Raw genomic sequence first — 21074 nt, forward strand, 5'->3', positions numbered from 1 at the left:
TCTATGCTAGGGAGACTATCGCTTTCGGCCATCCCGTTGGATGTGCCGATCCTAGTAGGTACGTTCATCGGCGTTCTCATTGTCGGTGTCGCGGTACTGGGACTGATTACCTATTACGGCAAATGGGGCTACCTCTGGAAAGAGTGGTTTACCTCTGTCGATCACAAGCGTCTGGCTGTCATGTACATTGTACTGGCGCTGGTTGCTCTGGCCCGCGGTTTTGCGGACGCCATCATGATGCGTACCCAGCTTGCGCTGGCTTATGCGGGTAACCCCGGTTATCTGCCCCCGCATCACTATGACCAGATCTTCTCCGCTCACGGGACGATCATGATCTTCTTCCTGGCCATGGCGTTCATGACCGGTCTGTTCAACTTCATTGTGCCGCTGCAGATTGGCGCACGTGACGTGGCTTACCCGTTCCTGAACAACCTGAGCTTCTGGATGACGGCTGTTGCGTTCATGCTGGTGAACATATCCCTGTTCATTGGTGAGTTCTCGCAGTGCGGCTGGCTGGCTTATCCCCCGCTGTCCGAAATGCAGTTCAGCCCTGGCGTGGGTGTTGACTACTATATCTGGGCAATCCAGATCTCTGGTGTTGGCACGCTGCTGACCGGTGTGAACTTCTTTGTCACCATTGTTAAGATGCGCGCTCCAGGCATGACCTGGCTGAAGATGCCCGTGTTCACGTGGACGGCTTTCTGCTCTTCCATCCTGATCATGGCAACCTTCCCCGTGCTGACGGTTGCTGTCGCCCTGCTGGGTCTGGACCGTTACTTCGGTATGCACTTCTTCACCAATGATGGTGGCGGCAACCAGATGCTGTACCTGAACCTGATCTGGGCTTGGGGCCATCCGGAAGTTTACATTCTTGTTCTGCCTGCCTTTGGTGTGTTCTCCGAAGTGGTGCCTGCCTTCTCCGGCAAGCCGCTCTTCGGTTACAAGACCATGGTCTATGCAACCTGCTCCATCATGGTGCTGTCCTTCCTTGTGTGGGTGCATCACTTCTTCACCATGGGCGCTGGTCCGGACGTGAATGCCTTCTTCGGCATCGCAACCATGATCATCTCCATCCCGACCGGTGTTAAGCTCTTCAACTGGCTGTTCACCATGTATAAAGGTCGCATCCAGTACCATGCTTGCATGTATTGGGCTGTTGGCTTCATGGTGGTGTTCACCATCGGTGGTATGACCGGTGTTATGATGGCCATCCCCGGTTCCGACTTTGTGCTGCACAACAGTCTGTTCCTGATTGCTCACTTCCATAACGTGATTATCGGTGGTGTGTACTTCGGTTACGTCTGCGGCATGAACTTCTGGGCTCCGAAGGTTCTTGGCTTCAAAATGAACGAAGCTTGGGGCATCCGCGCCTTCTGGTTCTGGCTCGTTGGCTTCTTCTTTGCCTTTATGCCGCTGTATGTTCTCGGCTTCGAAGGCATGACCCGCCGTATGAACCACTATGACAACCCGGCCTGGCATCCCTGGATGCTGATCGCTGAAGTTGGCGCAGTGCTCATCCTGTTCGGTGTTGTTTGCCAGCTGATGCAGATTTTTGTCTCCATCCGCGACTGCAACAAGCCTGAAAACCGTGACTTCACGGGCGATCCTTGGAACGGCCGTACGCTGGAATGGTCCACTTCCTCTCCTCCGCCGGTGTATAACTACGCCATTGTCCCGCATGTCAGCTCGCTTGACGCTTATATGCACGACAAGGAAAACGGCATTGATACCCGTCAGGCTGGCGGTCAGTACGAAGCAATCCATATGCCGAAAAACACGGCAGCTGGTATTTCGGCTGGTGCTTTTGCCCTGATCTTCGGTTTCGCCGCCGTGTGGTACATCTGGTGGCTGGCAGCCATTGGCCTTGTGGGTGTGATCGCTACGATCATTGCACGCAGCGCTAACAAGGATATTGACTACTATATCCCTGCCGAAGAGGTTGCCCGGATCGAAAACGAGCACACCCGTAAACTGATGGCACAGGCAGCAGAATAATGGCACAGAACACAACTGTTCCGACCGCAGGCCACGACGAACATCACCACGAAAATACGGTGGTGTTCGGGTTCTGGGTCTATCTGATGACGGACTGCATTATCTTTGGCTCCCTGTTTGCCACGTTTGCAGTCCTGCGTAACCAGTTCAACGGTGGGCCAACCCCGCACGAACTGTTCGAGTTTGGTGGGCTTGGGCTGGAAACAGCCCTCCTGCTTCTCTCTTCCATTACTTATGGGTTTGGCATGATTGCCGCCCATAAGACCCAGATCAGCTCGGTTATCATGTGGCTTGGCGTCACATTCCTGCTGGGTCTTGGGTTCGTTGGTCTGGAAGTGCGTGAATTCGCGCACATGATCGCGGATGGTGCTGGCCCCGATCGCAGTGCATTCCTGTCTGCGTTCTTCACGCTGGTTTCCACCCACGGTCTGCACGTGACGTGTGGTCTGATCTGGATTGTTACCCTGATGGTTCAGCTGATGGGGACAACTGAAATTCCGGAACGCATGATGAACAAGCTCACCTGCCTGAGCCTGTTCTGGCACTTCCTGGATATCGTCTGGATCTGTGTTTTCACCTATGTCTATCTGGCGAGCATGATCTGATGAGCAATCCGAACACATCCTCCTCGGGCGAGAGCCACGGTAGCGTATCTTCGTACCTTATCGGCTTTGTTCTTGCTGTTATCCTGACGGTTCTGTCGTTTGGTGTGGTCATGAGCCACAGCCTTGCGCCAACCGGCACGCTGGCGGTGCTTTCTGTTCTGGCACTTGTTCAGGTTCTGGTGCACCTGCACTACTTCCTGCACATGGGTGGTGGTTCTGAAGCACGTTGGAACAACATTGCGTTTGTTTTCACCGTTGCTTTCGTGTCCATCCTTATTGTCGGCACGGTCTTTGTCATGGCGAACACGTCCATGAACATGATGTCTCGCTGATATCATGTCGCTTCGCTGCTCTGGCTTAGGTCAGGGCGGCGGTCAGCAATAAAAAACCCCGGGGCTCAGGCTCCGGGGTTTTTTATTGGGCCTGTTGCCGGGTAATGCTGGGGCGCTGCGCGTTGCACCGCCTGTTATCTTTTGCGAAGGTTGTACTGCGCCCAACAAAAAAGGCACCGGAAAACCGGTGCCTTTTTTGTTGGTAAAACCCCTTAAGTCAGGTGGGGTTTCAGTCCTTGTGCGGTTCGGGGGAAAGAAGGTCAGCCTTGTTGGGCTTGTCTTTCCATTCCTGCGCATCAGCCGGTGGGGTGCCCTTGCGTGTAATGTTGGGCCACTGGCTGGCATATTTTGTGTTGATTTCCGCCCACGCTGCTGACCGGTCGTCGCTGTCGGGGAAAATGGCTTCGGCCGGGCATTCAGGTTCGCATACGCCGCAGTCAATGCATTCATCCGGGTTAATAACCAGAAAGTTTTCACCGGCGTAGAAGCAGTCAACGGGGCAGACTTCCACACAGTCCATGAATTTGCAGCGGATGCAGTTTTCAGTGACCACGTAGGTCATTGCCATCTCCGAAATTATCTGGCGGTCGAGTGGGGCTCGCCGCGTGGGGTCAGATGGCCAACCAGCCGGTCGTGCCACCAAGGATGGCGCAGATATGATGGGCTTTTTGCACTATGGCAACCCGCTTGGACGAAAGGGGGCACTTCAATGCCCGCAGGGCTGCTCCTACATTTGGCTCCGTAACGTGCGCAGAATGGCAAAAGGACTGTTATTTTGGGCACTTTGTAGATGTGCCCCGTGTTTTGGACGGCTGGACCGCTGTTTTCTTTTTTCTGCGTGGCGTGTTGGTAAAACCATAAAAGGTGCCGGTGGCCCCGCATAACGTGGCGGTAAGGGGGCGGGAGGTTGCAGGCGGATTCCTAACCCTTTGAGCACATGGGGCAGCTCTTTTTTGCTGATCCCTAGGCGGGATGCCAGAGAGAGCGGCAAAGGTTTGGGGGTGCGGGCACACAAAACCCGCATATCCTGCATGAGGCTGGCTGCAATATCGAGTCGAACCAGCGTGTTGTGGCTGAGCAGCCAGCCAAGGCTGGCCAGCAGTGCCTGTGCCGGGGGGGCTAGTGGTGCGCTCAGACGCACGGAAACCGCACCACCGGGCAAAGGCTGCGTTATGGACTGGCCCGTGTGGATGCGGAGCAGCAGGCTGCGGAGCGCCATGGCATGGGGCTTGAGCAATGGCGAGCAGAAAGCCAGCGGGCCATGGAGCCAAATAGCCTGTCGCCGGAGCAGCAGTGCTTCCGCCGGGGGAAGAACAGGCGGTGCGGGCAGGGTGGCAACGCCGCCATTTTCAGTAACAGCATGCACAATGCCGCGGAGCAGGGGGTGGTCTGCCACAGCCTGCTCCGCACGGAAGAGTGGGCCAAGGGTGTGGGCAAGGACCGAGGTCATAAATTGTGTCAGCCGCTCGCGTATTCTGGCTTTATGGGTGGATTCCAGAAACTCCGCATCATCAATATGGATCACCGGGTGCAGGACCGAAGGGCCTTTGCGTAAATGGGCGATTGGCTCCTCACGCCACAGGATGTGGCCTGTCTGGTTGTCCAGCGTGATCTCGCTCTCAGGGGCTTGCAGAAAACGGGCAACAAGCCGGGGGATCTCACTCCGGGCAGCACGCCGTGCGGCTTTGAGAATAAGGGCCTGATCAGAGCGTGCGGCTTCGGGGTCGGGCACAAAGGCAAAGCCGCGCATATGCCCTACGTCATGCCCTTCCACGCGCACTTCCCCGGCTTTGTTAATGGCGCACAGCAGGGGGGCTCCATCTGCCTCTTCCAGCCTGCGGGCCAGACTGGCGGCGCGTTTGTCCACAAACCGGCTGGCTAGCCGCTCATGCAGGGCATCGGAGAGTGTGTCTTCGAGCATGCGGGTATGGCGCTGCCAGTGCTGGGCGTTTTCCACCCAGTCGGGGTGCGCTGCAACATAGGACCATGTGCGAATACCCATCAGGCGGTGCATCAGGTCTTCTATCTCGCCACCTGTATGCTCCAGACTGGCGAGCCGCCCTTTGAGCCAGCTGGAAGGCAACTGCCCGTCTTTGGCCAGAATGCTAAACAACTGGCCACATAGGCGGATATGGCTGTCCAGTCCCAGTTTGCGAAAATCCGGTATCTGGCAGATTTCCCACAGCAGGCGGGTGTGTGCGGTGGTTGTGGCCAGTGTGCGCACGGCAGGGGTTTGCATAAGTGCGCTAAGTGTCTGCATGTCGGCTGCGGGTTCGGCAGGGCGCAGGTTGGGGTGTGGGGTCTTCTGGCACAGGCTGGCATACAGGGCTTGCGGGGAGGTAAAATCGAGCTTGCTGCTACGCCACCACAAAAAAGGAAGAGGCTCAAACTTGTGGGTTTCCACTGCCTCGGCCATGGCCTCTGGCAGAGGGGGGCACTCCCCGGTGGTGCCAAATGTGCCATCGCGCGTGCCACGGCCTGCGCGCCCGGCAATCTGGGCGATTTCCGCCGGAGCCAGCATGCGGTGGCGCTGTCCGTCAAATTTGGACAGGCCCGCAAAGGCAACATGGTCGATCGTCATGTTCAGCCCCATGCCAATGGCATCGGTGGCGACCAGATAATCCACCTCGCGGTTCTGGTACAGTGCGACCTGCGCGTTGCGGGTGCGGGGGGAGAGCTGGCCCATGACCACCGCACACCCACCCCTTTTGCGCCGGATCAGTTCGGCAATGGCGTATACCTCGGCCATGGAAAAAGCGACAATGGCCGTGCGGGGCGGCAGGCGCGACAGGCGGGTGTGGCCAGTATGGCTCAGGCTGGACAGGCGCGGGCGGGTTTCAATGCTGATGTCGCGGATCAGGCTGCGCATGAGCGGGGCAATGGTGTCCGCCCCAAGGAACAGGGTTTCGGACCGGCCGCGGGCGTTGAGCAGGCGGTCGGTAAAAATATGGCCACGCTCGGGGTCGGCACAAAGCTGGATTTCGTCCACCGCCACAAAGTCCACCGGGCGGTGCATGGGCATGGCCTCAACCGTGCAGGAGAACCAGCGCGCCTGCGGAGGAATGATTTTCTCCTCCCCCGTAATCAGCGCAACCGAGCGAACCCCTTTAAGCCGCACCATGCGGTCATAGTTCTCGCGCGCTAGCAGCCTGAGTGGAAAACCGATGACACCGGACGCGTGTGCCAGCATCCGCTCTAGCGCCAGATGTGTTTTGCCGGTGTTGGTCGGGCCCAGAATGGCACGGACCGGAGCCTGATCTACGCACTGGGCTGCGTGCAGGGCAGGAGCCATCTGGCGGGGGGGAACCTTCATGCCGTGTATGGTCCGCTGCCCGCGCCTGAAAAGCAAGTCGGCAATGCGTGCAGCCTCCCCCGTTGCATCATGCAAAAGGGAGGCGCAGGGTGCGGGCAGAAGGAGGAATGCCATGCCTATTCATGATCTGGACTGTCTGAGCGTTGCGCGCAGGCGGAAGACTCTGTGCACCGTTTATGCCGTGCGGGCCTGTGAGCGAGAGACATGGGTGGCATTGGCAGGGGAGGCCGCGGTCAGCTTTGCCCAAAACTGCGGCTTTGTCGCGCGGGCAGGCCAGCTTGTGCTGGTGCCCGGTCCCGGGGGCAAGGTGCAGGCGCTTTTTGGCCTGCCTGAAAAAAAGACCACGCCGCGCGACCCGTTTATATTCGGCAAGCTGGCACAAGACCTGCCCGCAGGGGACTGGACCGTGCAGGCACCAGATGATGTGGCGCGGGATGATGTTATTCTGGGTTTTTGTCTGGGCGCATACCGCTACAGCCTGAAAACCGAAGAGCAGGGTGAGCAGCCCCGGCTTGTGGTGACGGCGACCGAGCGCAAGGGGCTGGCAGCGCAGATGGCACGGGCTATCTGCTTTGCGCGTGACCTGATCAATACCCCTGCCAACCTGCTGGGGCCATCCGAGCTCGCACGGGAGGCCAAAACGGCACTCCGCCCGCTTGGGGCTGAGGTCGAGGTCATCAAGGGCACAGCGCTGGACGAGGCTTATCCGCTACTGGCGCATGTGGGTAATGGTTCGCAGCGTGGGCCCAGAGTGGTCGTGGCCCGCTGGCACGGCACACACGCTGTCAAGGATGCACCGCTGATCTCCCTCGTTGGTAAAGGTGTGTGCTTTGATAGCGGGGGGTATGACATCAAACCCTCCAGCGGCATGCTGCGCATGAAAAAGGATATGGGCGGGGCAGCGACCGTGTTGGCGCTGGCTTATCTGGTTATGGCGCAGGACCTGCCCGTGCGGCTGGAACTGCGGCTGGGATGTGTGGAAAACAGCGTATCCGGCCATGCCATGCGCCCGCTGGACGTTATTCGGAGCCGCTCGGGCTTAACGGTGGAAATTGGCAATACCGATGCCGAAGGGCGGCTGGTGCTGAGTGACCTGCTGCACGAGGCAGGTGAGAGCGCGCCAGACCTGCTGGTGGATGTGGCAACCCTTACAGGCGCTGCCCGCGTGGCGCTGGGGCCAGACCTGCCTGCCCTGTTCTGCAATAACGACTCCACGGCCATGCTGTTCGCGGAGGCGGCGGAGCACGAGGCCGACCCTCTATGGCGTCTGCCGCTCTGGCAGGGTTACGCAGGCTGGCTTAAAAGCACGGTGGCGGACCTGAACAATATTGCCTCCCGGCCCATGGCAGGAGCTGTTACAGCCGCGCTGTTTTTGGAACATTTTGTAAAACCAGACCAGCGCTGGGTGCATATCGATAGTTATGCCTGGAATGATTCCAGCAGACCCGGACGGCCAGAAGGCGGGGATACTCCCGGGATTCGTGCACTTTTTCGTGTAATACGTTCTCTTTGTGGAACGAATCGGGCGCAAAAGAGTTAGGGTTTTTACAGACCACTCTGGCGTAATATTTTTTTGTGACAGCGCTTTAAAAAATCGTTTCGGTGTCTATATAAAGCGCATCAGATTCATTCCGGTTTGCATATGGGCCGGAAAAACACAGCCGGGCGGGCCAAAGCTCTGGTCCCCGGCACAAAAGGAAGTTGAACGTCATGGCACAGGCCGCAGAAAAGGCAGAGGATCTGGTCAAGACCCTGCGGGATACCATTGTTGCACTGGTGCGCGGAGAAGGGCCGGACCTGTCCGCCCGTCAGCTCGCTGTGTTCCTGACCTGCTATCTGGATGAAAGCGGGCATACGGTGCGCGGTCTGGCGGCAAGCCTGAACGTGTCCAAGCCTGCCATTACCCGGGCACTCGACCGTTTGACCGAACTGGATCTGGCACGCCGCAAGGTGGACCCGCTGGACCGCCGCTCCGTGCTGGTGCAGCGTACCCCTAAGGGCGCTTCCTACCTGAAGGAAATTCGCTCCATCATGGGCACGACCGCGCATGATGTGGCCCAGAACACCCAGCAGGAAGAAAAAGTGGCAACAGTGCGTCGCCTGCGCCGTGTTGCGGCTGCCTGATCAGCCAGCCTGCACGTTTTATACACGCACGTATAAAGGTTGCCGTGTTGCGGGCCTCGTACCCTTCCAGAAAGGGGGCGGGGCTGTAACCGGCAACCTTTTTGCATGGAGGGCGTTGTTGTTCCTGACTTGTGTCAGATGTTTTCAACCTTCAGGTTGCTAACAGTCTTCTGGACACGCCTGTAAAGGGAGCTGTTCCATGCGTTTTTCTTCTTTTGTTGCCGCGGCCACTCTGGCTGTCTCTGTTGCGGGCGTACCTGCCGCATACGCCGCCGATGCCATGGGCGCACCCACCGCCAAAATTACCCTGACCGCCAAATCGGCCGATATTGGGCTGGGTTATACGTGGGGTGAGGGTAAGCTGACCTATGGCGGCAAAACGCATGCCTTTTCCATTACCGGCGGGACTATTGCCGCTGTCGGTTTTTCCAAGATCGAGGGAACAGGCACGGTTTATAACCTGCACCGCCTGAAGGATTTTAGCGGCACCTATGCTGCAGCCCACGGCGAGGCCACGCTGGGTCAGGGCCTGGGTGGGGCTGTGCTGGAAAACAAGAATGGCGTCCGGATCAAGATCGAGACCATCTCGCAGGGGGCGCGGCTTGCCGGTTCTGCTCAGGGGCTGACGTTAACACTCAAATAACCGCTTGCCGGGGTGTGTGGCTTACCACGGGCCAATTGCGCGCTGGCGTGCACGCAGCACACCCCAAAGGGTCCATGCCAGCTGGGGTAATATAAGCAGGGCTGCGCCCGCCATGCCGCTCCAGAACCCTGTTGTGGGCGCTACAAGGCAGGCAACGCCACCACCCCACAGGGTTAGCCCCCATTGCAGCAGAGAGACAACGGGCACCGCTACGGCGCTACGGTAGATAATCTGGTAAAGGTGCCCCCGGTGCGCCTGCACAAGCGTCTGCCGCATGTACAGGCGGCGGATAAGCGTGAACAGCACATCATAAACCAGTGGGAACAACAGGGCAGGGCCAAGTATTCCTCCGCGTGGCAGGGTGGTATGGCTGGCAATATACAGGCTGGCTATTCCCGCCAGCAGGCCGCAACCCTGGCTGCCAACATCACCCAGAAAAATCCGGGCATGGGGGAAGTTAAAGGGCAGAAAACCCACAAGGCAGGCGCTGAGCAGCAAGGCAGGCCATTGTAGCGCCGGCACGCCAAAAAACGGGGCAGCAAGGCCCACGCACAGGGCGGCACAGGCCAGACACCCCGCAATAAGCCCGTTTAACCCGTCCATGAAGTTGACGGCATTGGTGATAAAAACAAGCCACAGAACAGACAGGGCCGCACCCGCCAGCGGCGTTGGCCCGGTTAGATGCACACCGCCCCCTACAACCAGGCTGGCGGCTATGGTTTGCGCTGCAAACTTAAGGCCGGGGTGCCACTGGTACAGGTCATCCAGCCACGAGACACTGCACAAAAGCACCAGAGCCACTGCCGCCATAAAGCATGGGAAAGAGAAAACTGGCTGGCCTGCCACCCCCTGCAGAACAGGAAAAAACAGCCCGAATGCCACCATAACCCCGATTCCTCCCCCCTTGGGTGTGGGGGTGGCATGGGCGCTACGGTGGTCGGGGTGGTCCATAACCGCCAGCCTGATCATGCACCGCACAAGGGCTGCACACAGCAGGGCAGCGCAAGGCAGGCATGAAAAAGCCAGAACGGCGGGAAAAAAAGACATGAAAGAGAGGGTTGTCCGGTTAGGCTGCTTCTAGGATGTCGGGCGCTGGGCTATAAGCGCACGATCATGGTATCGCAACGTTCCCAGCTCCAGCATCAATATGCAAGATTTTGGCCGCTGAACAGGATTGCCCTGAATATCCTGCTCGACGGCGGGCTGGCAGCATTGGCGGCAGTGCTGGCCTGCTGGCTGGCGGCCCCTTATGGGGTGCAGCTTCATCCAGTGTGGTTTGCCCTTGCAGGGGGTGCCTCACTGGTGGTGGGGGGGCTACCCTTTAGGCTGCCGCAGCAATACTGGCGCTTTGCAGGCATGTCGGACCTGCTGGGGCTTGCCGGTGCATCATTCAGTAGCGCTCTGCTGCTTTTTGCAGGTGTGGTGTGGGCCGGGTTGCCCCTGCCCAGTGTTGCGTTCCCCTTTATTTACGCTCTGGTGCTGCTGGTCCTGCTCGGCGGGGTGCGGGTGTTCCACCGTCTGGCGCACAGAGCAGGCAGCCCACGGGCCGATGGACAAAGCGTGCTGCTGATTGGGTCGGATACCGCAGCGGATCTGTTTATTCAGGTGGCAGAACGCGGCAAGCACATGAATGTCCGTATTGCCGGGCTGGTGGGGGGGAACCGGTCACAAACGGGCCACCGGATTCGTAACGTGCCTATTCTGGGACACCGGGAAGAGTTGGCCCGTGTGCTGGCGCAGATGAACACGGCGGGGCATCTGCCAGAAGCTCTGGTGGTGCTGGACCCCGATTGCAGGGGCCGTGCATTAAGCCAGATGCTGGATGTGGCGGCAGAATACGGTCTGGCTGTGCTGCGACCGCCAGCCATGCTGGACATGACCCCGGCAGAACAGGTGCGTTTGCAGCCAATGCAGCCGCAGGACCTGCTGAACCGCCCGCAGGTACCGCTGGATCAGGCCGGGCTGGATCGCCTGATCAACCAGCGCTCGGTTCTGGTAACGGGGGTTGGGGGGACTATTGGTTCCGAACTGGTGCGCCAGATTGCCCGTCACGCGCCCGCCTGCCTTGTTCTGTTGGACCATGGCGAGTTCGCACTGTGGCAGATTGATGTGGAACTGGCGGAGTGTGCTCCGGGCATTACGCGCAAGGTGGTTGTGGCCGATGTGCGGGATGCGGAGCGGATTAACGCCATTATGGCCCAGTACAAGCCCGATCTGGTGTTCCATGCGGCAGCACTCAAGCATGTTCCGATTGTGGAGGCCAATCCGGCGGAAGGTGTTCTGACCAACCTGCACGGCACGCGTGTGGTGGCCGATGCCGCAGCCCGGCATGGGGCGGCCGCCATGATCGTGATTTCCACCGACAAGGCAGTTAATCCTTTCAATCTGATGGGGGCGACCAAGCGGGCGGCAGAAATGTACTGTCAGGCGCTGGATGTGCAGGCCCGCTCTTCGGGGCGGCCTAAGGCCATGCGTTGCATTACGGTGCGGTTTGGCAATGTGCTGGGGTCCACCGGTTCTGTCGTTCCTCTGTTCCAGCGGCAGTTGGAGCGGGGCGGCCCGCTAACCGTAACCCACCCGGAAATGCGGCGTTACTTCATGACCGTGCCTGAGGCCGTGGGGCTTGTGCTGCAGGCATGTGTGCGCGGCATGTCCTGTGCAACAGGGACGGATATGGAGGTTCTGCTCCGTCAGGGCGGTATTTTTGTGCTGGATATGGGGGAGCCGGTTAAGATTGTGGATCTGGCCCGGCAGATGGTCCGTCTGGCGGGCCTTAAGCCGGATGAAGATATTGCCATTCATTTTACCGGCCTGCGTGCAGGGGAAAAACTGTACGAGGAACTGTTCCATGGGCGTGAGACCTCGGTGCCGACCGATGCGCCCGGCCTGCTCATGGCAACGCCGCGTGTGGTGGAAATGGATGAGGTGCGCGCAGCTGTGGACCAGATTACCGCCCATGCCCGGCGTGGTGATGTCGCTGCAACCTTGCAGGCCCTGCGCCTGCTGGTGCCCGAGTTTGACCATAACCCTAACGGGGATGTGCGCGAACTGGCTCCGACTGGTGCAAAATCCCATGGTGCGGTAAAAGACGAGCAGATAAAGGCCGACGGCACGGAGCAGATGGCACCATGAGCAGTTCAGACAGCAGGCCCATTGCATTTCTTGACCTTGCAGCCCAGCAGAAGCGGCTGGGGCCTGTGCTGCGCCAGCGTCTGGATGCCGTGCTGGCCCATTGCCGTTTTGTTATGGGGCCAGAGGTTGCGGAACTGGAAGGCCGTCTGGCGGAATGGGCTGGTGCGCGGGAGTGCGTAGGGGTGTCTTCCGGTACGGATGCACTCCAGATTGTCATGATGGCTGAAGGTATTGGCCGGGGGGATGCGGTTTTTCTACCCGCCTTCACCTATACCGCCACGGCGGAGGTGCCTCTGCTGCTGGGGGCAACGCCCGTTTTTGTGGATGTGGACCCCAAGACATTCCAGATCGATCCTGCGCATCTGCAAAGCCGGATTCAGGCCGTGCGGGCGGCGGGCAAGCTGCGGCCGCGTGCTATTGTGGGGGTGGACCTGTTTGGCCAGCCCGCTCCGTGGCCGGAACTGCGTGCCATTGCTGCGGCGGAAGAGCTGTTCCTTATGGCGGATTGCGCCCAGTCTTTTGGGGCGGAACTGGCGGGCAAACCATTGGGGTGCGAGGCCACGGCAACCACTTTGTCCTTTTTCCCGTCCAAACCACTGGGTGGGTATGGGGATGGTGGAGCCATTCTGACAGACGACCCCGAGCGCGCTGCCCTGTACCGCTCCCTACGCACCCATGGCGAAGGAGCAAGTCGGTACGAGGTCCTGCGCACAGGTATGAATGGTCGGCTTGATACCCTGCAGGCAGCAGTTCTGCTGGCCAAGCTGGAAAGCTTCAAAGATGAACTGGCCCGGCGCGATGCCATAGCTGCACAATATGATGTAGGGCTTGGCGGGTGTGTTCAGGTGCCGGTACGTGTGGCCGACAGCCGCAGTGCGTGGGCCATTTACGCCATATTGCTGGCAGACACAGCGGAGCGGGACGGCCTACAGGCCCGCTTGGCAGGCAAAGGGGTGCCTTCGGCCATTTATTACCCCCTGCCACTGCATAAACAGCCTGCCTATCGTGACCACCATGATGGTACGGCCCTTCCTGTTTCCGAAGACCTGGCGCAGCGTATTCTGGCACTGCCCATTCACCCGGAACTGACAAACCAAAACGTAGCGCGCGTGATTGCCGCAGTCAGAGGGTAAGAAAGATATATCATGCGGAAAGAAACGGCGTTTATTATTGGCTTTCTGGTTTTGACCATAAGCACCACGATTGTGATCTGGACCTTTGCCCTGCCTAATTTCAAACCTGTTTCTTTTCCGCAGGTTGCCAGTGGCGTTATTGATGTGGGGCCAATGCACCGCCAGCGCCCGCTGGAAGCGGATGAAGTGGCAGATGTTAACAAGTGGCTTTCAACCCACAAGTCCGGCTGGGGACCACTTAGCCGCACGCCACCGTCTTCGGGGGACTCGCATGTGCAGCTCAAGGATGCTCAGGGCAAGGATGTTCTGACTCTAACGCTGTGGACCGGGATTAGTGCAGCCGATTGGAATGCTACGGTTTTTGTGGAATCACCCGATGGGTCATGGGTGCGCACGGAAACATTTTCCAACAAAGACTTTGCTCCGCTGCGCATGATGGTTGACCGCTATCCGTTCAAGCATTCCAGCTTTCCATAAGGCGGTCATGAGGGGGCGGTGTTAGGGCGCTAACCTGCCTTGAAAAAATGCCTCAGTTTGATTTTTCTTCGTGGTATTCATCATCAATATTAATTTCCCAGATTTTGCTCTTATCCTGCTGACCAGAGATAATCTGGTCAGCCGCTTCCTTGGCCGTTAGCATGGAATGGTCCTGATTATTGTAACAGTGCATCCCATTCCGTCCGATAAGATAGAGGTTTTCCACAGTGTCCAAGGCATTGCGGACTGTGGAAAAACTTTTGTAGGACTCACCAAAATAACCAGGATACGCTTTGGGCACATGCACCACAACACTGTCTAATGTGTTAAGCGTTGAAACAAGGCCGATTTTCTGCATTTCAAAACAGGCGAGCTTGATCATATCCTGCTCGCTCAGAGTCCAGAGTTCATTTCCTTCGGAACAGAAAAACTCAAGTCCAAGCCATGTGGTTTTTGGGTCGGCAACCAGATAGGGGCTCCAGTTATTAAAGATCTGCACCCGTCCGACATTGACGCCGGGTTCCTGAATATAAATCCAGTTGTCTTCTAACTGGCGTGTTATGTCCGAAGACTTATAGAGCAGACCAACTGTAATAAAGTCCCTGTATTGCAGGTTTTGTGCAATCTGCCTTACCGTGGGGGAAAAGTAATTTCCGCTGGCAGAGACTAGCTCTTTAATCGGCATGGTTGATACCAGAACATCGCACTTCTGGCGCTCTTGTCCGCCATCCTGATCGGTAACAGTTATGGATACGGCGCGATTATTCTCAAAAGTAATCTCATTGACATGATGATTGAGGAGAATTGTTCCTCCCATATCTGTAATATGCCGCGCAACAGTTTCCCACATCTGGCCCGGACCATATTTGGGGTAGATGAATTGCTCTATAAGGGAAGTCTGAACACTCGTGTCTTTCTGCAGACCAAGAGCTTTTTTACAGGCATGCAGAATTGCGCTGGAAATAGACAGGCTTTTAACCCGCTGAGCGCCCCAGTCTGCACTAATGCTAGAGCACGGAACGCCCCAGACTTTTTCTGTATAATCTTTAAAAAACTGTTGGTACAGTTTGCGACCAAACCGATTTATGAAAAACTCTTCCAGTGTCAGTTCAGGTGTAATTTTATGGAACCGGACCCAGAGATAACTCAGGCCGAAAACAAGGGTTTTACGCCACCCAAGCTTGGCCAGATTTGTTGGTGTGAGTTTGAGCGGGTAGTCAAAAAACGTTTTATTGTAATAGATACGAGACAGGCGCGAGCGGACCAGCATGACGTCATCAGTCGCAGGAGACTGAGGTCCAACAGCGAGCTCTCGCTCTTTACCCTGATATTGTAAGGTAACGTTTTGTTCGCTTGTTGCCGCAATTGGCAGAAAGCTCTCCCACCAGGACATGACCCAGTCGGATTTGGAGAAAAAGCGATGCCCACCAATATCTATACGGTTACCATGATGCTTGATGGTTTTTGATATTCCGCCAACCTGTTTGTCGCATTCGTAAACAGTTACATTTTTCCGACCGGCTTTCAGGAGTTCATAGGCAAGTGTCAAACCTGCTGGCCCAGCACCAATAACAACGATTTTTTCATCTTGTGCCATGACGTTCCCTATATTTACCCAACTTCTTATTTCTGATCGGAAAGCTCGGTAGTAAATACAGGGTATATGAAGAATACAAAAGGTCAAATCGGTATATTTTTTTAATTATGATAATGTGACGAAGAAATTTCAATAAGCCAGATAATAAATTGAAATTTTCAAAAACTACTTCATTATTTTAATCACACTGCAAATAATTTTTGAGTGTGAGGTGTGATAATTGAATAATGCGCGTAACGGGTAATCGTATCAGTAAACAAAGGGGAAAATCTTCCAGCGAACCTGCTTTGACCAAAGACACCATTGTGGATCTGTGGAGAGCATTTTTTCTTCTGCTCTGATACGCAGGATCTGTAACGACCATGTACTAAAAATAGCGCAGATATTCCAAAGACTGAAATTATACAGGAGAAAACCGAGGCTGGTTAACATGTAGCCAGCATACATTGGATGCCGGATGATACGGTATGGACCATAAGTTTTTACAACTCGTACAGCTGCAACAATTGCAAAGCTTCTCCCTAGGCAGAGTTTGGCTGAAAGGCTGATAAGAATGCCTATAAACGACAAGATAAAGCACAATGTAACAGGGGCAAGATGTGTATTGCTGGTATGAGTAGAAACGATCTGCGCCGAATACGTTCCCAGAATGGCTAATATCCAGTCTGTTGTGTTATGGCTCATTCTTCCTGGAGATCGAAATAACGTAAAGAGAAGCTCCAATATCATTTCCACCATATACAATATAGTTATAATATTATAATCAATAAATATCAATTTGAAATTATGATTTATGAAATAAATATATGGGATGATTATAATTATTTTTTCTAGTTTATCGTTAATATATTTATTTTCACTTAACATTGAACTGCGTTCTTTTCAAGGTACGAGTGGCGCCGGGAGGCTACGTAAAGGAAGATCAGGGCAATAATTGGTTCAATCGGCATATGATAATGCAAGGTTAGGGACAAAATATAAAAAGGTGAAAAATATAAAACAATCAGTAGAAGTTTTTCCCAAGGAAGAAATTTCGTTTCAATGGCTGTATTAATCATCCATATTGCGGGTATCATCATATAAGTAAGGTCGTAGTGTAGAAGATAGGGTGTACATAAAGGAGATGCGGTCAAGCATAGAATGAGATTATTTTTAATATTCTTCCCTTTTTTTATTTTATAAAAAACAAACATTATGATTGTAGAAGAAAATATAATTTGCAGCCATAAAGCTGTAGAGAATGGCACATGGTGCACGGACAGAAAACCGAATAGCGTGATAAAGATCTGACATAAAGCCACGTTATGCAAAATGCTATCTTGCATCATGTGTGAGTATTCAAAAAAACGTATCCAAGCATCAAGACCAAACACACACAAGGAAAGGCCTACCATACAAGTGGCAGATGTCATCATTCCAATTATTGTGCGCCAACGGCCCATAAAAATAAGACCAAGAGGAACAAGAAATGCAACATGTGGTTTAATAATAAGGAGACCGAAGAATAAACCAGAAACAAATGGATTTTTTTCAATATAGTAAAAACCCAATGTTAAAATCAGAGCGATCAAAAGCCCTGTTTGTCCTGTAACTAGAGAAATGCAGAATTGAGGAGATACAAATGCAAATGCAGTAATGGACCAGTTGCGGCACAAAATACTCAATGTTTTTGCGGTGATGAAGGGGGCCGTCAAACCCCATAGAGTGTAAGATAATGTATAAGTAAAAAATGCCCATGGCCAGATGAAAAAAAGCATGGAAGGCGGATATAGAAATGGTAGTTTGTAGGGGTGGCTCAGGGCATGAGCGCTTTGCATGACTGCATCATGAGCAGATGTATTGTAGATATCATAAATGTGGCCGTGAATTAACTGCTTGGAGGCTGCCCAAAACAGTATAAAATCTCCACCAAATGCATAGTCTTCAGGTTTATTTTCGTCTTTAATAATATATAAAAAAGAGAAAATAATAGTAAAAACTATAATATATATTATCAAATATGCATTACATCTTTCTTTATTCATGAAATTCATATTTTTTAATTCAGAATATAGAAATTTTACTATATCTTTTGGCTTCTTCGAACTGAGCATTTGTGTAATGCGCTTTGCATGATGTGATTTGATATGGTTCGACATTAAGGAATTTGATGGAAATTTACAACTCTACGTCGCGAGGATGAGGTGAGAGGATTTTTTTTGAAATTTTGATTTAAAGCAATTAATATGTAACCCGATGTGTATTAATAGTACACACTAGCGTAAACCAGTGGGGGTAACCTCCATTGATTTTTTAGATTTAGGAGAATGATACATGTTGCGAGTAAATGAATATGCAGCAGTGGTTGCCCGTTTTTTTTCCATTAAGGATAAGCGCGGGGTGACGGCTATTGAATATGCTCTGATTGCTTCCTTGATTGCTGTGGTAATTATCACTGGCTTGACGACTCTCGGTTCCAAGCTCAACTCGACGTTCAACTTGATTGCACAAAGTATTTCGTCGTAATTGCGAAGGATATTGCTGCGGCCTTGCGTCGGTTTACGAGGTGTAACCTTGGGAGTGCTTTTGCGCTCCTGAGGGGCAATGGTCAGAGGGTCTAGTGGTGTCATGGTTTGTTCTCATGGCAGCCTATGCCCTCCTTTGCTATGCCATGTGGGTTGACGTGCGAGTGCGGGAGATCCCGGACTGGGTCAGTCTGGGTCTTCTGGCTCTTGCGATTTTAAATGGTGCGGCAGTCCATTGGATTTCCCTTGCCTTTGGTGCCCTGATTTATCTCCTGCTTTTTTTCTTGTGGAGTCTCGGAGTCATCGGGGGTGGGGATGTTAAGCTGATTGCCGCAACCTCATTGTTTTTTATGCCGTATGAGCAGCTTATTTTTCTTTTGAATATTGGTTTGGCTGGCGGTGTTCTGGCCATGCTGTATCTCTTTGGTCGGAACAGGTTGCCAATCATATCAAAGAGGACAACAAAAAATCGCGTTCTGCGCGTCGAGGCCTGGCGGATTAGGCGGGGTATGTCCCTACCCTATGCTGTGGCTATTGCGATTGGCTTCATTATGACGACCCTGCGGGGTGAGTGGTAGGCGGTAAGAATGGTCACGCGTATTGCGATGTTGTTCATTGGTGTGATCGGCTTGATTGGTCTTTTTGTGCTCGGGAAAGTTATTATGTCCCCCGCGCCTGCACCGCAGAAGGCCGCCCAGCAGGAAGTTGTTGTTCATACAAAAAAACTGCTCACGGTCCGGCATGCCATGCATGCGGGTGATTTTCTCCGCGAGGCAGACTTGGTTACATCGGCTATCCCCGATGATTATGTCCCCCCAGGGAGTCTGGAGGATACTCCAGCGAACCGGCAGGCTCTGGAAGGGGCGCTGCTGCGGATGGATCTTCCTGCGGGCGGCGGAATTGTTGAACAGGCGTTTCTTCGAGTCGGGGACCACGGCTTTCTTTCCGCGGTTCTGAAGCCCGGGATGCGCGCACTGAGCATTGGCGTCAATCTGGCCTCAGGCGTGTCAGGCCTTATCGAACCTGGTGATAGAGTCGATGTGGTGATGACCGAACGGGTCGGAGATGGTGCTGGCGGAAGCAATGTTTCGCGCCTCGTCTCTAAAATTGTCCTTTCAGGTATCCGGGTTGTTGCCGTGGGTGGTGCTCTATCCCCGCGTGGAAGCCGGAATGTTACTGAGCAGGCCGGTATAGACGTGCGAACAGTAACTCTGGAAGTCACGCCTGAGCAGTCAGGTGTTCTGGGTACGGCCCAGCAACTTGGTCAAATAGTGCTGACAGTTCAATCGCTTGGTGGCTCACATGATGATCTTGCCACACCCCCGGTCTGGGAATACTCTGTCTCTGCGTCTGATAGTCAGCAGGTGAAGGGCGGCGTAAAGGTTATGCATGTCTATAATGGGATTTCAGGCGCTCAAGATGTCCACTTTTAAAAGAGCCATGCGGATTGCGCTAAGTGGCATCGTATTGTTTGGCATGTGTCCTCCAATGGAGGCATCCGCGCGCAAAGCAAAAGCGCATCCCAGAAGGCACCATGCGCCAGTTGCTGCAAAGCGCCATGCGGCGCAGCCCCGCTCCCTTTCGGTGCTGACCCTTGAGGTCGGGAACGGTAAGCTGGTTGAACTGTCCGGCTCAGCCGAGAACGTGTTTTCAGCTGATCCAAAGGTTGCGGAAATACGTCCGGCAAGTCCACACAGCGTGTTTGTCTTCGGGCTGTCCGCCGGTCGCACAAGTATTGTTGCGGCAGATACCAATGGGCAGGCGATTGACCATTACGCGGTGCGTGTTGAGCCCTCCACTTATCCCGCCAATACACTGGATCACTCTGCTGGCAAAATTGTGCCGATGCTCCGGGCTACGGCCACGCCAGACGGGCTGAACATTGATGGGGATTCCGATAATCCTGAAAAAGCCTGGCGTTTTAGCGACCGTGCTCGTGGGTTGGTCGGTAAAGACGGTTTTGTGTCCGATTATTCCAAAATGCACGGCTCCATTCAGGTGAACCTCAAGATCCGTATTGTTGAAATGGATCGCTCGTTGGTGCGTGAGCTTGGGGTGGAATGGCAAAACGTTAACGCCTTGGGAACATCGGCAGTTATCGGCCTTGCGACTTCTAGCCCCTTGGAAACACTGGCAACGACCAAAAGCAGCATTGGCTTTCTCTCGCGTTTTAAAGCCGGTAGCCAGTCGGTCACGCTGGAAACGGTTGTGGATATGCTGGCCAGAGATGGTCTGGTGCATAGCCTTGCCGAACCAAACTTGACCACGATTAGCGGGCAGCCTGCCAATTTTGTAGTTGGTGGTGAATACCCTGTTCCGGTTTCCAGTTACAATAATACGACCAACGTCAGCTTTAAGCAGTATGGTATTTCTTTGGCGTTTGTTCCCACGGTTTTAGGGGATGGCCGTATCAGTCTGCATGTAAGGCCCGAGGTGAGCGCGCTTTCTTCTAACGGGGCAGTAACACTCTCGGCTGGGAACTCTTCTGTTCAGATTCCAGCGATTACTGTCCGGCGTGCAGATACAACCGTGGAAATGGCAAGCGGGCAAAGCTTTGTTCTTGCTGGCCTTATGTCGGATAGCACAAAAATTACGGGTCAAGGCCTGCCATGGCTGGGGGATATTCCTGTGCTGGGGGCGTTGTTCAAATCCTCAAGCTTCCAGAAAGACGAGAGCGAACTGGTCATTATTGCCACGCCGTATCTGGTCAAGCCGGTGAGCAACGAAAAAGAGCTGCACACACCGGATGAAGGCTGGACGCCGCCAAATGACATGGAACGTATTTTTATGATGCGTCAGAGTGGCACCGATGTTTCTCGTAGACGCCCCTGGCAGCGTCTGGAAACCGGCGATGCTGGTTTTATGGTGGAGTAGCACCTTATGTCGTATAAAATAGTGTCAGGCACTGCGGTTATCCTGTTGATGGGTTTGGCGGACTGTTCGGTTATGGAACCGCTTGACCAGTCTTATCACTGGCGGAGTCTGGGGGTTTACGATGCCAACACGGCCGCACAGGTAGAGAATAAACGAGATTTGCAAAGAGGTCGTCCGCTGCCGCCGTCTGACGGGCAGACAGCCGTGGCTGCGGTGGAACGTTGGCGCGAAGACCGTGTCAAAAGCCTTGGCCGGAGTGGTCTGGCTGAGTTGAATATGAACGGTGAGGATCAGGGGAACTCCGGGGGTGGAGTCGCTACCAGTAGCAGTGGTGGGGGGCAATAA

The 21074-nt window shown here is 54.5% G+C and carries 20 protein-coding genes; 13 read left to right on the plus strand and 7 right to left on the minus strand.

Annotation, left to right across the window (positions count from 1 at the left end):
* The first annotated feature begins 3 nt into the window (after nt 1-3).
* Genes cyoB through cyoD form a run of 3 tightly spaced genes read left to right on the plus strand, consistent with a single transcriptional unit; the run spans nt 4 to nt 2932 of the window.
* Nucleotides 4-1995, plus strand: coding sequence for a cytochrome o ubiquinol oxidase subunit I (cyoB, locus tag GOB83_RS09495; protein ID WP_086645067.1), 1992 nt, complete (start codon nt 4-6; stop codon nt 1993-1995).
* On the plus strand, nt 1995-2600 hold the full coding sequence (gene cyoC / locus GOB83_RS09500; protein ID WP_086645068.1) for a cytochrome o ubiquinol oxidase subunit III: 606 nt from the start codon (nt 1995-1997) through the stop codon (nt 2598-2600). The genes cyoB and cyoC overlap by 1 nt, the downstream gene beginning before the upstream one ends.
* Nucleotides 2600-2932 (plus strand): cytochrome o ubiquinol oxidase subunit IV, encoded by a 333-nt coding sequence (gene cyoD / locus GOB83_RS09505; protein ID WP_086645069.1) that lies wholly within the window; start codon nt 2600-2602, stop codon nt 2930-2932. Before cyoC ends, cyoD begins: the two co-directional genes overlap by 1 nt.
* Before the next feature lie 229 nt (nt 2933-3161).
* Here cyoD and fdxA read toward each other — a convergent pair whose 3' ends face one another.
* A complete protein-coding gene (fdxA, locus tag GOB83_RS09510) occupies nt 3162-3494 on the minus strand; it encodes a ferredoxin FdxA (protein ID WP_086645070.1) in 333 nt (110 codons plus the stop codon).
* A 165-nt stretch (nt 3495-3659) separates the two neighbouring features.
* Nucleotides 3660-6245 (minus strand): helicase-related protein, encoded by a 2586-nt coding sequence (locus GOB83_RS09515; protein ID WP_165925930.1) that lies wholly within the window; start codon nt 6243-6245, stop codon nt 3660-3662.
* Nucleotides 6246-6357: 112 nt separating this feature from the next.
* On the opposite strand from GOB83_RS09515, the gene GOB83_RS09520 reads away from it, so the two are divergent.
* The 3 genes from GOB83_RS09520 to GOB83_RS09530 all read left to right on the plus strand — a co-directional run bounded on the left by GOB83_RS09520 (nt 6358) and on the right by GOB83_RS09530 (nt 9012).
* Nucleotides 6358-7785, plus strand: coding sequence for a leucyl aminopeptidase family protein (locus GOB83_RS09520; RefSeq protein WP_165925889.1), 1428 nt, complete (start codon nt 6358-6360; stop codon nt 7783-7785).
* A 170-nt stretch (nt 7786-7955) separates the two neighbouring features.
* Nucleotides 7956-8369: a MarR family transcriptional regulator gene (locus GOB83_RS09525; RefSeq protein ID WP_086645072.1), complete on the plus strand. Its 414-nt coding sequence runs from the start codon at nt 7956-7958 to the stop codon at nt 8367-8369.
* A 199-nt stretch (nt 8370-8568) separates the two neighbouring features.
* Nucleotides 8569-9012 carry a hypothetical protein gene (locus GOB83_RS09530; RefSeq protein ID WP_086645073.1) on the plus strand — a complete coding sequence of 148 codons (444 nt, stop codon included), beginning with the start codon at nt 8569-8571 and terminating at the stop codon, nt 9010-9012.
* Nucleotides 9013-9033: 21 nt separating this feature from the next.
* On the opposite strand, the gene GOB83_RS09535 is transcribed toward GOB83_RS09530, so the two are convergent.
* Complete coding sequence (locus GOB83_RS09535) at nt 9034-10059, minus strand: MraY family glycosyltransferase (RefSeq protein ID WP_165925890.1); 1026 nt, start codon at nt 10057-10059, stop codon at nt 9034-9036.
* A 66-nt stretch (nt 10060-10125) separates the two neighbouring features.
* Here GOB83_RS09535 and GOB83_RS09540 point away from each other — a divergent pair, with 66 nt between their 5' ends.
* From GOB83_RS09540 to GOB83_RS09550, 3 genes are read left to right on the plus strand one after another with little or no spacing between them, the layout of a single operon-like run.
* A complete protein-coding gene (locus tag GOB83_RS09540) occupies nt 10126-12144 on the plus strand; it encodes a polysaccharide biosynthesis protein (RefSeq protein WP_165925891.1) in 2019 nt (672 codons plus the stop codon).
* Nucleotides 12141-13277: a DegT/DnrJ/EryC1/StrS family aminotransferase gene (locus GOB83_RS09545; protein WP_165925892.1), complete on the plus strand. Its 1137-nt coding sequence runs from the start codon at nt 12141-12143 to the stop codon at nt 13275-13277. Before GOB83_RS09540 ends, GOB83_RS09545 begins: the two co-directional genes overlap by 4 nt.
* A 12-nt stretch (nt 13278-13289) precedes the next feature.
* Nucleotides 13290-13754, plus strand: coding sequence for a hypothetical protein (locus GOB83_RS09550; protein WP_086645077.1), 465 nt, complete (start codon nt 13290-13292; stop codon nt 13752-13754).
* Nucleotides 13755-13806: 52 nt separating this feature from the next.
* Here GOB83_RS09550 and GOB83_RS09555 read toward each other — a convergent pair whose 3' ends face one another.
* The 4 genes from GOB83_RS09555 to GOB83_RS15365 form a co-directional block, all read right to left on the minus strand.
* Nucleotides 13807-15351, minus strand: coding sequence for an NAD(P)/FAD-dependent oxidoreductase (locus GOB83_RS09555; RefSeq protein WP_165925893.1), 1545 nt, complete (start codon nt 15349-15351; stop codon nt 13807-13809).
* A gap of 249 nt (nt 15352-15600) precedes the next feature.
* Nucleotides 15601-16035, minus strand: a complete 435-nt coding sequence (locus GOB83_RS09560) for a methyltransferase family protein (protein ID WP_165925894.1) — start codon at nt 16033-16035, stop codon at nt 15601-15603.
* A 176-nt stretch (nt 16036-16211) separates the two neighbouring features.
* Nucleotides 16212-17375, minus strand: coding sequence for a glycosyltransferase family 87 protein (locus GOB83_RS09565; RefSeq protein ID WP_165925895.1), 1164 nt, complete (start codon nt 17373-17375; stop codon nt 16212-16214).
* A 231-nt stretch (nt 17376-17606) separates the two neighbouring features.
* Nucleotides 17607-17960, minus strand: coding sequence for a hypothetical protein (locus GOB83_RS15365; protein ID WP_456304135.1), 354 nt, complete (start codon nt 17958-17960; stop codon nt 17607-17609).
* Nucleotides 17961-17971: 11 nt separating this feature from the next.
* Here GOB83_RS15365 and GOB83_RS09575 point away from each other — a divergent pair, with 11 nt between their 5' ends.
* From GOB83_RS09575 to GOB83_RS09590, 4 genes are read left to right on the plus strand one after another with little or no spacing between them, the layout of a single operon-like run.
* Nucleotides 17972-18433: an A24 family peptidase gene (locus GOB83_RS09575; protein ID WP_165925897.1), complete on the plus strand. Its 462-nt coding sequence runs from the start codon at nt 17972-17974 to the stop codon at nt 18431-18433.
* A 9-nt stretch (nt 18434-18442) separates the two neighbouring features.
* Nucleotides 18443-19288, plus strand: coding sequence for a Flp pilus assembly protein CpaB (gene cpaB / locus GOB83_RS09580; protein WP_086645083.1), 846 nt, complete (start codon nt 18443-18445; stop codon nt 19286-19288).
* Nucleotides 19275-20729, plus strand: coding sequence for a type II and III secretion system protein family protein (locus GOB83_RS09585; protein WP_242005812.1), 1455 nt, complete (start codon nt 19275-19277; stop codon nt 20727-20729). Before cpaB ends, GOB83_RS09585 begins: the two co-directional genes overlap by 14 nt.
* A 6-nt stretch (nt 20730-20735) precedes the next feature.
* Nucleotides 20736-21074, plus strand: a complete 339-nt coding sequence (locus GOB83_RS09590) for a hypothetical protein (protein WP_086645084.1) — start codon at nt 20736-20738, stop codon at nt 21072-21074.

Source organism: Acetobacter fabarum, from assembly GCF_011516925.1.
In the GTDB taxonomy this organism is placed as follows: domain Bacteria; phylum Pseudomonadota; class Alphaproteobacteria; order Acetobacterales; family Acetobacteraceae; genus Acetobacter; species Acetobacter fabarum.